At 55.2% G+C, this 13437-nt stretch carries 12 protein-coding genes; all 12 read left to right on the top strand.

Translation table 11 applies throughout. From position 1 onward, the window contains the following. The first annotated feature begins 21 nt into the window (after nt 1-21). A complete protein-coding gene (locus CJA_RS14150; RefSeq protein WP_012488527.1) occupies nt 22-1689 on the top strand; it encodes a methyl-accepting chemotaxis protein in 1668 nt (555 codons plus the stop codon). A gap of 56 nt (nt 1690-1745) precedes the next feature. Then, a complete protein-coding gene (locus CJA_RS14145) occupies nt 1746-2576 on the top strand; it encodes a CheR family methyltransferase (protein WP_012488526.1) in 831 nt (276 codons plus the stop codon). Nucleotides 2577-2585: 9 nt separating this feature from the next. Beyond that, nucleotides 2586-3068, top strand: a complete 483-nt coding sequence (locus CJA_RS14140) for a chemotaxis protein CheD (RefSeq protein WP_012488525.1) — start codon at nt 2586-2588, stop codon at nt 3066-3068. 15 nt (nt 3069-3083) lie between these two features. Continuing rightward, a complete protein-coding gene (locus CJA_RS14135) occupies nt 3084-4124 on the top strand; it encodes a protein-glutamate methylesterase/protein-glutamine glutaminase (protein WP_012488524.1) in 1041 nt (346 codons plus the stop codon). Continuing rightward, entirely contained in the window at nt 4121-5347 is a 1227-nt protein-coding gene (locus tag CJA_RS14130) for an EAL domain-containing response regulator (protein ID WP_012488523.1), read from the top strand. Before CJA_RS14135 ends, CJA_RS14130 begins: the two co-directional genes overlap by 4 nt. A 441-nt stretch (nt 5348-5788) precedes the next feature. Then, entirely contained in the window at nt 5789-6229 is a 441-nt protein-coding gene (mraZ, locus tag CJA_RS14125) for a division/cell wall cluster transcriptional repressor MraZ (RefSeq protein ID WP_012488522.1), read from the top strand. A 9-nt stretch (nt 6230-6238) separates the two neighbouring features. Then, the gene (gene rsmH, locus CJA_RS14120) at nt 6239-7168 is read left to right on the top strand and encodes a 16S rRNA (cytosine(1402)-N(4))-methyltransferase RsmH (RefSeq protein ID WP_012488521.1); all 930 of its coding nucleotides are present in this window, start codon (nt 6239-6241) and stop codon (nt 7166-7168) included. A 65-nt stretch (nt 7169-7233) separates the two neighbouring features. Beyond that, entirely contained in the window at nt 7234-7548 is a 315-nt protein-coding gene (ftsL, locus tag CJA_RS14115) for a cell division protein FtsL (protein ID WP_012488520.1), read from the top strand. Further along, nucleotides 7548-9380, top strand: coding sequence for a peptidoglycan D,D-transpeptidase FtsI family protein (locus tag CJA_RS14110; protein WP_012488519.1), 1833 nt, complete (start codon nt 7548-7550; stop codon nt 9378-9380). The genes ftsL and CJA_RS14110 overlap by 1 nt, the downstream gene beginning before the upstream one ends. Then, the gene (locus CJA_RS14105; protein ID WP_012488518.1) at nt 9380-10945 is read left to right on the top strand and encodes a UDP-N-acetylmuramoyl-L-alanyl-D-glutamate--2,6-diaminopimelate ligase; all 1566 of its coding nucleotides are present in this window, start codon (nt 9380-9382) and stop codon (nt 10943-10945) included. Before CJA_RS14110 ends, CJA_RS14105 begins: the two co-directional genes overlap by 1 nt. Beyond that, entirely contained in the window at nt 10942-12333 is a 1392-nt protein-coding gene (locus CJA_RS14100) for a UDP-N-acetylmuramoyl-tripeptide--D-alanyl-D-alanine ligase (protein WP_012488517.1), read from the top strand. Before CJA_RS14105 ends, CJA_RS14100 begins: the two co-directional genes overlap by 4 nt. Continuing rightward, nucleotides 12333-13415, top strand: a complete 1083-nt coding sequence (mraY, locus tag CJA_RS14095) for a phospho-N-acetylmuramoyl-pentapeptide-transferase (protein ID WP_012488516.1) — start codon at nt 12333-12335, stop codon at nt 13413-13415. Before CJA_RS14100 ends, mraY begins: the two co-directional genes overlap by 1 nt. Nucleotides 13416-13437 lie beyond the last annotated feature (22 nt).

Below are 13437 nucleotides of genomic sequence, written 5' to 3'. Positions count from 1 at the left end.
AGGATAGACAAGAGGTGACCTATGCTGACCAATCTTACCCTCAGGTTCAAAATATTATTGCTCAGCACGCTTATTGTGTTGGGTTTGGCTGTGTTGGGAATGTCTGCTTATCACCAGTTATCCCAATATCACCAGATTGTTTCCGATAGTTCCGTCAATATCCAGCGACGTGCGGACATTCTTGTCAATGTCCAGCAGGCATCCACGCATTTTAAAACCCAGGTACAGGAATGGAAAAATATCCTGATTCGCGGCAATAACCCGGAGTTGTATGAGCGCTATTCCAAGGGGTTTCTCAATGAAGAGTCTGAGGTCAGTGAACACATAAACCGTGCCGTTAAATTGCGTGAGCAGGGTGGTGAAGCTGTTGAGGCTTATTTATCGTTGCAAAAAGAACATCGTGCGCTGGGTGATAACTACCGGAATGCGCTGAAGAACTTTGAGGTCAGTGATCCTGAAGCAGGTAAAAAAGTGGATCGCCTGGTATCGGGGATGGATCGCGAAGCTGCCCGCCAAATGGAAGCGCTGGCGACAGAAACACTGGCAGGATTTACCCAATACCTGAAAGATACCGAGCAAAAAACCCAAGCGGTTTATCACAGTACACTAACCCTGTTGATTATGATCAGTGCCGCTGCATCTGTGATTATTATTGCGGTGATGCTGGTTATTTTTCGCAACCTCTTTTCTACCCTGGGCGGTGAGCCTGCATATACTTCCGACATTGTTTCCCAGGTGGCAGATGGCTACCTGAACCTCGATATTCAACTCAAACCTGGTGATAGCCATTCACTCCTGGCCAGTGTCGCCAATATGTGTCGGCAACTGGCGGGTATTATCGCCGAGGTGCGCAGTTCAGCGGATGCGTTGTCTTCTGCATCGGAAGAGGTCAATGCGACGGCGCAATCATTGGCTAAAGGTGCTTCGGTACAGGCTGCCAGTGTGGAAGAAACCTCTGCCTCTATGGAGGAGATGTCGGCCTCTATTGCCCAAAACAGCGAGAACGCCAAAATCACCGATGGCATTGCGCAAACGGCGGCCAACGATGCTGCAACTGGTGGAGAGGCGGTACTGGGTACCATCGAAGTCATGCAGAAAATTGCTCAGCGCATTACGGTGATCGATGATATTGCCTATCAGACGAATCTATTGGCATTAAATGCCGCCATTGAAGCGGGGCGTGCCGGTGAACATGGCCGCGGTTTTGCGGTGGTGGCATCGGAGGTGCGCAAACTGGCGGAGCGCAGCCAGGTTGCCGCCCAGGAAATTGGCACCCTGGCAACGAGAACAGTCAGGGCGGCGGAAAACGCGGGTAGCATGTTGAACAATATGGTTCCCGCAATTCGCAAAACGGCAGACCTGGTGCAGGAGATCGCCGCGGCATCCCAGGAGCAGAATGCCGGGGTAGGGCAGATCAACACTGCGATTGGCCAGGTCAGCCAAACCTTGCAGCAAAATGCGGCCGCATCCGAAGAGTTGAGTTCTACGGCGGAGGAAATGAGTGCACAAGCCGTCCGCCTGCAGGAGTCCATGACCTATTTCAAGTTGGAAAACGTAAAATATAAAACCCGTGAACTCCAGGTGGGATCTGCCAAACCTGTACAACAATCCCTGCTTAATGCCAGTGCCATACCTAAAGTAAAAGCAACGCTGGTCGATGATGATCATAATTTTGTGCGTTTTGATTAGGTATCCGGGGTGTTTGTGGTGTTGGGTGATGGATATGGTCTAAAGCGAGTGTTGTTATGAGTGTGGATGCTGCATCGGTACCCTTGCCCAGCGATAAAGAGTTTCGCTTGTTTCAGCAGTTGATTCATGCACGGTTGGGAATTTTTTTGCCAGACCAGAAGAAAGCACTGTTAAGCAATCGCCTGTGGAAACGTCTACAGGCCTGTGAGGTCAAGGATTTCGCCGAATATTATCGCTACATCCAAAGTCCCCAGGGCGGTATGGAATTAAATACGGCCCTGGAGCTGATCACCACCAATGAAACCTATTTTTTTCGTGAGCAAAAGCATTTTGATTTTCTGCGCGATGACATACTGCCCGGCTTGAAAAGCAAGGGGCAGCGTTTGTTTCGGGTATGGAGTGCCGCCGCCTCAACCGGAGAAGAGCCCTATAGTATTGCGATGGTTCTTGCTGATCGCTGTCCGGTTTCCTGGGAACTGCTCAGCTCGGACGTGAATGCCAAGGTGATTGAAAAAGCGCGCCTGGGGATATACCCGGAATTGCGTATTCGCTATATCCCCCAGAATTACCTGCATCGCTTTTGCCGCAAGGGTATCGGGCCGCAAGCGGGCAATATCCGGGTGAATCAGGAACTGCGCCAGGCGGTAGATTTTTTTACGCTCAACCTGCATGAGGATTTTCCCGACATGGGAAAATTCGATTTGATCTTTTTGCGCAACGTGCTGATTTATTTTGAGAACGACAATAAAGTGAAAATTCTCGAGCGCATTGCCAAATGCCTGGCGCCGGATGGTCTACTGTTTGTAGGGCATTCGGAAAGCCTGCACGGTCTGACGCCTTACTTTGCACCCATAAGGCCGGCCATTTACCGATTAAGTGCCCGCTGAAGGTGACCTATGCAACTGCTGGGTGGTTTAAAACCGCTTCATAGCCTGCACCCGGGAGAGTGGTACTTTGGCAATAACTATGAGCGGCTGCATACCGTGTTGGGTTCCTGTGTCGCCCTGAGCAGCTGGCATCCCCATTACAAGATTGGCGGTATGTGCCATTACTTGCTACCGCTGCCGCCCGGTCATGTGAGTAGTAAGCAGGGTGACTGCCGCTATGCCTTGAATGCGCTGGAGCAAATGAAAAAATCCATGTTGGCGTGTGCGCCATTGGACGAATACCGCATTGGTATTTTTGGCGGGGGAAACATGTTTTCGTTTGTCTCTCCGCGTTCGGTTGGCTATGAAAATATTTTGTACGCACGCCAGTGGCTGGCGCGTGAAAAAGTCCAACTGTTTCAATCCGATGTGGGGGGGCGGGTCTCCCGCTCGGTGATACTGGTGTTAGCCACGGGTGAGATCCAGCTGAAACGTTATGATATGAATACCTGATCCGGTAGTAGCGAAATGACCATAGATGTATTGGTAATTGATGATTCGGCCGTCGTGCGCCAGGTATTGGCGGTGGTGCTTAATGAAGCGCCGGATATCCATGTGTATGCGGCGGCGTCGGACCCGATTTTTGCGCGCCACCACATGCAAAAAAAATGGCCTGATGTGATTGTGCTCGACATTGAAATGCCGCGTATGGATGGCTTGACCTTCCTGCGTCAACTGATGGGTGAACGACCTACCCCGGTGGTTATTTGCTCCTCCCTGGCAGAGAAGGGCGCTGAATTATCGCTGCAAGCCCTGGCTGCCGGCGCGGTGGATATAGTGACCAAGCCGCAATTGGGGGTGAAGGATTTTTTGATGGAGGCCAAGCATTTGTTATGGCAAACCGTGCGCGCTGCGGCATCTGCCCATGTGCACCGCCATGCCCGCCAGGAGCTTCCCAAGTCCCGGGCACCGCAAAATACTGATCTGGTGAGCATGGCGATGACGACGGATTCTATTGTTGTAATGGGCACATCCACCGGGGGTACCCAGGCGCTGGAACAGATTCTCAGCAGGATTTCCCGCACCTGTCCGGGTATTGCGGTTGTGCAGCACATGCCGGAGAAGTTCACCGCCGCCTTTGCCAAACGCCTGGATAGCTTGTGCGATGTCGACGTCAAAGAGGCCGAAACCGGAGACAGGCTGATTCCCGGTCGAGTGCTGATAGCACCAGGGGGGCATCACCTGGAAGTGCAACGCTCGGGCGCGCAATATGTGGCGAGGGTCTTTCGCGGCCCCAGTGTTAACCGCCATTGTCCGTCTGTGGATGTTTTGTTCCGCTCGGCGGCGCGCTCTGCCGGGCGCAATGCCATGGGTATTATCATGACCGGTATGGGGGATGACGGTGCGCGCGGGCTGTTGGAGATGCGCCAGGCCGGGAGTCGTACGATTGCCCAGGATGAAGCATCCTGTGTGGTATTTGGTATGCCCAAAGAGGCAATTCAATTGGGGGCTGCCAAGGAAGTGATGCCGCTTGCGCAGATTCCCGCTGTGATTGAGGGTAAAGCATGAAATCAACCATCAATGAATTGAGTCTGCTGATTACGGACGACAGTACGACCCAGCGTGAATATGCGCGCGACCTGTGCCAAAGCCTGGGCGTTACCCAATTGCATGACGCGGCTAACGGCGTAGATGCCTTGAGCGTGTTGCAGGAACATCCGGTGGACATCGTTATGGTCGACCTGGAAATGCCGGTGATGGATGGCGTAGAACTGATCCGCTCCATCGCCCAGAAGAAATATGCCAGCAGTGTGATTATCCTGAGTGCCAAGGATCCCATCCTGATCGCCAGCGTGGGCACCATGGCGGAGGCCGATGGCCTGCATGTGCTGGGAACCTTCCAAAAGCCGCTCTTGCCGGATGTGCTTGAATGCAGCCTGTTGCGTTTTATCCAGGATAACAAGCCGGAGAATCGCAACTTGCAGGTTGCTGCCGAACAGGAGGTCACGGCGGTTGAGTTGAGCCATGCGATTACCAACCATGAAATTACCCTGGCCTTCCAGCCCAAGCTGACGGTGCAGGGGTTGTTGTTGCGCGGGGTCGAAGCGCTGGCGCGTTGGAAGCACCCAACCAAGGGAATCATTTCCCCCGGTATTTTTATTCCCCTGGCAGAGCGGCATGGGCTGATTGATGCCTTGACGCGCTACCTGCTCCAGAAAGCCTTTGAACACAAACGCCGCTGGCAGCAGTATGGCTTGCGCTTTCATCTGGCCTTTAACCTATCGCCCTTGTCCCTGGCAGATGCAGATATGGTGGATTGGCTGCTCAAAATGACCCAGGACTTTGGGGTAGCCCCTGCCGACGTTACGTTTGAAATCACCGAAAATGCACTTTTGGGAGAGCTGGCCAGTGCTATCCGCACCCTGGCGCGTTTGCGCCTTAAGGGCTTTCATATCGCCATTGATGATTACGGTACAGGTTTTGCGAATGCCCAGCAGTTGTCGCGTGTCCCGGCGACCGAACTCAAAATCGATCGGTCGCTGGTGCATCGTGTCGCCTCGCGCCCACAGCAATACACCATCCTGGCCAGCACCGTTACCCTGGCCAAAAACCTCAACCTGACGACAGTGGCAGAAGGGGTGGAGACCGAGGAGGACTTCCTGGTGCTGCAGGAGTTGGGTGTGGATCTGGTGCAAGGGTACTATTTTTCCAAACCCCTGTTTGCCGATGACTTATTGGCCTGGGTCAAGACGGGTATCAGTGAAATGCGCCGTCGCTACAACAAGCATTAATCGGCAATTGATGCACGAAGATTGCGTAAATTTTGCGAGCCCGTCTTGCCAGTAACACTTGCCTGGGGTAGCCTGCCCCACTTCTTCGCTTGCCTTAAAAGGGCAGGGTTCTGCGTTTATGGCCAGGTATGGTCAACCCTCATAGATCCAAAGTTTCTAATAATTCCCCAAATTAAACGCTAAATAGTTTCAAACTTAATGTATTACCTTAAGTTTTGTTGCTATTGCATTGTTTTATTTGGATATGTTGTTTTTTGAGCCGCGCCAAATTGATATTTTCCTGACTTTTCCCCGCTAGATTCCTGATTTTTCTCGTGATTTCGCTCCTTTTTTGCGTGCGACTCGCTTGACTTTGCCCTGCCCCGATTTATAGTGAGCAGCGTGGAGAAAAGTGGGTAAATGTGGTTTTTTGTGGAAAATAAGCCCTCCAAGTGGTGAAAAGTGTATACAGGTAGTCATTCCATCAGCATGGACCCCAAGGGTCGCATGGCGATACCAACACGTATTCGTGACGCGTTGGTGGAGTCTTGTGGCGGCCGTTTGGTGGTGACTGCCCATACTGAAGACCGCTGCTTGCTCGTTTACCCCGAACACGAATGGTTGGCATTGTTGCCCCAGATCGAAGCCCTCCCCAGTTTCAACAAGGTGTCCCAGCGCGTAAAGCGCATCCTGATCGGTTATGCCACGCCATTGGAGATCGATGGCAATGGCCGTGTGCTGGTGCCGCCAACCCTGCGCGATTACGCCAACCTGGATAAAAAAATCATGTTGGTTGGCCAGGGTAAAAAGTTGGAGCTCTGGAGCGAGGAAAGCTGGCTGGCTCTACTCAATGCCCCCGCTGAGGATGAGATCCCCGGCGAAATGCTCTCACTGTCGCTCTAGGGGTTGCCGGTGAACCAATTGCCGCATGTGACCGTGCTCCTGGGTGAGGCGGTTGAAGCCCTGGTTAGCAACCCCGAGGGTACCTATATCGATGGAACCTTCGGGCGCGGAGGGCACAGTGCCCTGATTCTGCAGCACCTGGCCTCTGAAGGCCGGTTGTTGGCAATCGATAAAGATCTGGCGGCCATTGCAACTGCCAGGGAGAAGTTCGCGACCGATGCGCGCTTCGCCATCGCCCACGATTCCTTTGCCAGCTTGAAAAACCTCGCTGCCGAACGCGGCCTGGTGGGCAGGGTACAAGGTATTTTGCTGGATTTGGGGGTGTCCTCTCCGCAGTTGGATGAGGCCGAGCGCGGTTTCAGCTTTATGCAGGATGGGCCGCTAGATATGCGTATGGACCAGACGCGCGGCCCCAGTGCAGCGGAATGGGTCAACACCGCCAGTGAGGATGAGATCGCCTGGGTACTTAGGGAGTACGGTGAAGAGCGTTTCGCCAAGCGTATGGCGCGGGCCATTATTGCCGAGCGGCAAAAGCGCCCCTTTGTGCGCACCGGCCACCTGGCAGAAGTGATAAAAGCGGCCAATCCGGCCTGGGAAAAAGGCAAGCACCCGGCAACCCGCGCCTTCCAGGCGATCCGCATCCAGGTTAACCGGGAGCTGGAAGACCTGGAAGCTGTGTTGGCCCAGGCGGTTGATGTCCTGGCCCCCGGTGGCCGGCTGGTGGTGATCAGTTTCCACTCGCTGGAGGATCGATTGGTCAAACGCTTCATCCGCCAGCAGGAACAGGGTGATCCTGTACCCAAGGGGTTACCCCTGCGCGAGGCGCAGTTAAACAAGACCATGCGTTCGCTCGGTAAGGCCATGAAGGCCAGTGATCAGGAAGTGGAAGCCAATGTGCGTTCGCGCAGTGCGGTCATGCGTGTCGCCGAGAAGTTGTAAGCCAGTAAATCCTGAGTTTTCGCCCGTTATACAAAATCAACCATATTAGTGACGCCAGGGTTTTCATGAACCGTTTTCAACCACTACATAAGCGCCCCCTGACAGCTGGACAATTGCTGTTGATTGCGCTGCTTTGGGTCGCCGCGATTGCGTCTGCCCTGGCTGTGGTTGCGTCAACCCAGGTGGTAAGGCGCGATATTAACGAACTGGAAACCCTGCGCCGCGAAGCCTCGCAACTGCAGGTGCAGTGGGGCCAATACCTGTTGGAACAAAGCACCTGGGCTGCCTATAGCCGTGTTGAGCATGCGGCCGTCTCCGAGCTGAATATGACGGCTCCCACACCGGACGACATCGTCATGGTAAGAGGGGAGGTTAACTGATGAAACCCTCCGCCTTTGAGCCCCGCTCTGCCCGCCCGGCGGCCCCGGTTAAAAACAAGCCCTTGCGGGTAGCGCGCTGGCGTTTTTATGCCGTGGGTATGGCCATGGCTGCCATGGTAGTTGCCCTGATTGCCCATGTGGCCAGCCTGCAAGTGTTGCCCAATGCCGACCGCGGCTATCAATTCCTGCAAGACCAGGGTGAGTCGCGCACCCTGCGTACCGAGGTAATCCCCGCCTATCGCGGTGTGATTACCGATCGCAATGGCGAGCCCCTGGCGGTCAGCACCCCGGTATCTACCCTGTGGGCAAACCCCAAGGTACTGGCGGCAGCAGTGGATCGTATTCCTGAGCTGGCCAAGGCTCTGGAGCAGAATCCCGCCGACCTCAAAGCCCGCCTTGAGCGCTACAGCAAAAAAGAATTCATGTACCTCAAGCGCGGTTTGGCACCCCAGGCGGCCCAAACTGTACTGGCACTGGATATCCCCGGTGTTTATGAACAGGTGGAATACCATCGCTATTACCCCGCCGCCGATGTTGCGGCCCACCTGGTTGGCCGTACCGATGTGGACGATCGCGGCCAGGAGGGAATGGAGCTGGCTTACGACGCCTGGCTTACCGGTGAAAACGGTGCCAAGGAAGTGCTCAAAGACCTGCGTGGGCGCACGGTTAAGGAGTTGCGTTTAGTGAAGGCGGCACGCTCCGGCCAAAACCTGGCGTTGAGTATCGACCTGCGCTTGCAATACCTGGCCCATCGCGAGTTGCGCAAAGCGCTGGAGGCTGCCGGTGCCAAGGCGGGGTCAATTGTGATCCTGGATGTACTCACCGGCGAAGTACTTGCTATGTCCAACCTGCCGTCCTACAACCCCAATGACCGCAGCCGCAACTGGGGGGAGGGGATCCGCAACCGGGCAATTACCGACCTCTATGAGCCTGGCTCCACCGTTAAACCCTGGGTGGTACTGGCGGCTTTGGAGACCGGTAAATTCAAAGCCAGCGATGTGATCGATACCAGCCCCGGCTACATGATGGTCGGCACCAAGGCGATCAAGGATCACCAGAACTACGGCGCCCTGGATATGGCCATGGCAATTGCCAAATCCAGCAATATCGCCATGACCAAAATTGCCTTTGCCCTGGAGCCCGGCACCCTGCGCGGTATGTTTGCGCGCCTGGGGATTGGCCAGCCGATAGGTACCGGTTTTCCCGGTGAAGCCGTGGGTAGCCTGCCGCTGTTTAAGGCCAGCCAGCGTATCGAGCGCGCCAACATGTCCTATGGCTATGCGCTCAATATCACGGCGCTCCAGGCCGTTCAGGCCTATGCAGTGATTGCCAGCGGCGGTATCAAGCGCCCTGTCTCCCTGTTGCGTGTCGATACCCCCCCGGTCGGTGAGCGGGTGGTGGCTGAAGATTACACCCAGCAAGTACAGGACATGTTGAAACGTGTGGTGACGGCGGAGGGTACGGGGCGTCGCGCCCAGGCGATTTCCTACTCGGTGGCGGGCAAGACGGGTACGGCCTTTAAAGCCATTGGCGGCTCCTACGCTGCCCAAAAACAAATTGGTTCGTTTATCGGTATGGCCCCCGCAGATGATCCGCGCATTGTGGCGATGGTGGTCATTGATGAGCCGGCCGGTACCGGTGTCTTCGGTAACGGTGGCTATGTTGCCGCCCCCGCATTCTCGAAAGTGGCTGAAGATGCCCTGCGTATGCTCAAGGTCGCACCGGATAACGCCAAAGAGTCGGAATCCGCGCTGGCATCGCGCAAAGCGGCGGGTGATACAGCCCCGGCCAAGCCAGTGCCAGCTGCGAACAAAGCGGGGTCGGCAACCTGATGAACAGACCCTCACTGACATTGGGCCAATGGTTGCCGGAACTGGCGCTGGGTAAAGCCGCCAGCCTGGTGCCGGGCAGCCTGTGCCTTGACAGTCGCCAGGTAAAGCAGGGCGATATCTTTATCGCCCTGGTGGGAACCCGGGCCGATGGCCGTCAATTTATCGCCAACGCGGTAGAGCAGGGCGCTGCTGCCGTTTTTGTCGAAGCTGATAAAGAATGGCAGGGGGTTCACTGGATTGGTGAAGTCCCGGTGATCGCACTGGAACAATTGACCGCCCGCTTGAGTGAGTTGGCGGGGCGCTATTACGCACATCCCAGCCGCGAGTTGCGCCTGGTGGGCATTACCGGAACCAACGGCAAAACAACCTGCAGCCTGTTGTTAGCCCAACTGCTGGCGGGTGTGAGCGGGCAGGGTTGCTCTGCCGTTATTGGCACCCTGGGCTATGGATTGGTAGACAAGCATTCCCTGACACCTATTGCCCAGCAAATTAGCCTGCTGACAACCACCGGGCTGACGACTCCGGACCCTGTTGCACTGCAGCGCATCCTGCGGCAGTTGCGCACGGGCGGTGCCAGCTCGGCGGCTATCGAAGTGTCTTCCCACAGCCTGCAACAAAAACGTGTTGCCGGTTTGGCATTCGACACCGCCATCTTCACTAACCTGACCCAGGATCACCTTGATTATCACGGCGATCTGGCAAGTTATGGCAAGGCCAAGGCCGAATTACTGTTTATGCCGGGCCTCAAGCATGCCCTGTTCAATATGGATGATGCCTGGGTTAAGGCCCTGGCAGCTAAAACCCCGGCCGGGGTTAGTGCTATTGGTTTCTCCCTGCAGGAGCCGGCGGATGTTTACCTGCGCGATATCCACCTGCACGCCAGCGGTGCCAGTGCCTGGTTGGTCAGTCCCTGGGGGGAGGCCGAATTCCACTCGCCGCTGCTCGGATTGTTCAATCTCAGCAATCTGGTAGCGGTTGTCTCTGCCGCTTGTATCCAGGGCGCTCCCCTTGAACAAGTCCTCGCGCTGGTTCCGCACCTGGTGGCGGCACCGGGGCGTATGCAACCGGTTGTGGTGGATGCCGATGTGCAGGAGATCCAGGTACTGGTGGACTATGCCCACACCCCGGATGCGTTGGAAAACACACTCAAGGCCATTCGTGAGCACCAGGCTGATCGCATCTGGACAGTGTTTGGCTGTGGCGGTGATCGCGATAAAACCAAGCGTCCGCTGATGGGGCGTATTGCCGAAAAACTGAGCGACTATGTGATTGTGACGAATGATAATCCACGCTCGGAAGACCCGGCGCGTATCGCTGCCGACATAGTGCGTGGCTTGAATAATCCCAATGGTTGCCTGGTCCTGGCCGATCGCGCCCAGGCTATCGATTTTGCGGTGCAACAGGCCAAGCCGGGTGACCTGGTATTGATCGCAGGTAAAGGACACGAGGACTACCAAATTTTCGCTGATCAAACACTGCCGTTCAGCGATAGCCAGCAAGCGCGCCTCGCGTTGCAGCGCCGTATCGCCAAGCGCGATCAGGTGTACGCCGGAGGCCAGCCATGATGCGCCCCATTGCACTCAGCAGCCTGGCTTACTTCATGCTCAGCCAGAAACTACCCAATGCCCTGAAGCCGCAATTAAAAGGTGGCGATGCGATGTTTACTCGCGTCAGCACGGATACACGCACGTTGGATGCCGGTGATTTATTTATCGCCCTGCGCGGTGAGCGCTTTGACGCCCATGATTTTCTTGCACAAGCCGAAGCCAGGCAGCCCTGCGCTATGGTTGTGGAAAAATTTAATCCCGCTATTCAGCTTCCGCAGTTGGTTGTCGCCGATAGCACCCTGGCACTGGGCCAGGTGGCGGCACTGAATCGCAGTTTATTTACCGGTCCCCTGGTCGCCATTACCGGCAGCAGTGGTAAAACCACGGTGAAAACCCTGGTCGCCAGTATCTTGGGCGAATGTGGTGAAACCCTGGCGACGCGCGGCAACCTCAATAATCACATCGGTGTCCCGCTAACACTCCTTGAGTTGGAAGAGCGCCACCAATTCGCTGTGATCGAAATGGGGGCCAGCGGTCCCAGCGAAATTGCCTATGCCTGTTCGCTGGCCAAGCCCCAGGTGGCGATGATTAACAATGTGATGCCTGCCCATATAGAAGGCTTTGGCTCCATTGCCGGTGTTGCCAACGCCAAAAGCGAAATCTATGGCGGCTTGGTAACGGGGGGTATTGCCGTCGTCAATATCGATGATGCGTTTGCTCCCCAATGGATACAACAACTGGCGGGTAAAAAAACATTAACGGTATCGCTGGCAAATCCCGATGCAAATTGCCGGGCAGAGGCTATCGAGTATGCCAGTGAGCACCTCGCCTTTGATTTGCTAATCCATCGCCAGCGCTTGCGCATTATTCTCAATGCACAGGGTGAACACTCTGTACGCAATGCGTTAATGGCGGCGGCTTGCGCGTATGCACTGGGCGCCAGCATGGAGCAAATCCAGCGCGGCCTTGCCCGTTTCGCACCGGTGGCCGGACGCATGAGTCGCCAGCGCGGTATCCACAATGCCCTGATCATTGATGACAGCTACAACGCCAATCCCGGCTCTGTGCGTGCAGCCATTGATGTATTGGCACAAGCAGAGGACTCCATCCTTGTACTCGGCGACCTGGCCGAGCTGGGCGAAACTGCCACAGAGCAGCACGCCGCCCTGGGTGATTACGCCAAACAAAAACATATCAACCGACTCTTTACCCTGGGGGTGCTGACTGCCAATACCAGCAGCCATTTTGGTGAAGGTGCCCAACATTTCACCGAGCGCAATCAACTGCTGGCCGCGTTAATTCCTTTATTAACGTCCGGTACCACCGTCCTGGTGAAAGGCTCGCGCAGTTCGAAAATGGATCTGGTCGTGCGTGAACTTTGTGAAACTTCCGGAGAGACACACTGATGCTGTACTGGCTAGCAGAATACTTACAAGAATACATGCGCGGCTTCGCAGTGTTTCAGTACCTCACCGTGCGCGCTATTTTGAGTGTACTCACCGCCTTGGGTATTTCGTTATTGCTCGGTCCCTGGGTGATCCGCCGATTGACCGAAATGCGCATTGGCCAGGCGGTGCGTAGTGATGGCCCGCAAACACACCTGAGCAAATCCGGTACCCCCACCATGGGCGGTGCCCTGATTTTATCGGCCATGTTTATCAGTACACTGCTCTGGTCAGATTTCGGCAACCGCTATGTCTGGGTGGTGTTGATTGTCACTGCTATTTTCGGTGCTGTCGGCTGGGTGGATGATTATCGCAAGGTTGCCAAGCGCGACCCCAAGGGGCTGCCAGCGCGCTGGAAATATTTTTGGCAATCCATTGCCGGTTTTGGCGCTGCCGTATTTTTGTTTTGTACTGCCCAGGCGCCTGCCGAAACGCAATTGTTTATTCCCTTCTTTAAAAATGTCGCCCTGAACATGGGGCTGTTTTACATCATCTTTACCTACTTTGTGATTGTGGGAACCAGCAATGCGGTTAACCTCACCGATGGCCTGGACGGCCTTGCCATTATGCCCAGTGTGATGGTTGCCGGTGCCCTGGCATTGATTGCATACCTGGCCGGGCATTCACAATTCGCGCAATACCTGCACATTGCCTATATCCCCGGTGCCGGTGAGTTGGCGGTATTTTGCTGTGCGCTGGTGGGGGCCGGTTTGGGTTTCCTTTGGTTTAACACTTATCCGGCCCAGGTTTTTATGGGTGATGTGGGTGCACTCGCGCTGGGTGCAGCATTGGGCCTGGTGGCGGTCATCGTTCGCCACGAGTTTGTGCTGTTTATCATGGGTGGCATTTTTGTATTGGAGACGGTATCGGTCATCTTGCAAGTGGCGTCATTCAAATTGACCGGGCGGCGTATTTTCCGCATGGCACCTATCCATCACCACTTTGAATTAAAAGGCTGGCCTGAGCCGCGCGTCATTGTACGTTTCTGGATTATCACCCTGGTGTTGGTATTGATCGGTCTGGCAACCCTGAAATTCCGTTAATTTTTTGCGTGGAACCTTTGCT

The organism is Cellvibrio japonicus Ueda107 (assembly GCF_000019225.1).
Lineage (GTDB): Bacteria > Pseudomonadota > Gammaproteobacteria > Pseudomonadales > Cellvibrionaceae > Cellvibrio > Cellvibrio japonicus.
The sequence above is the reverse complement of the archived record's forward strand: the minus strand, read 5'-3'. Positions and strand labels throughout refer to the sequence as shown.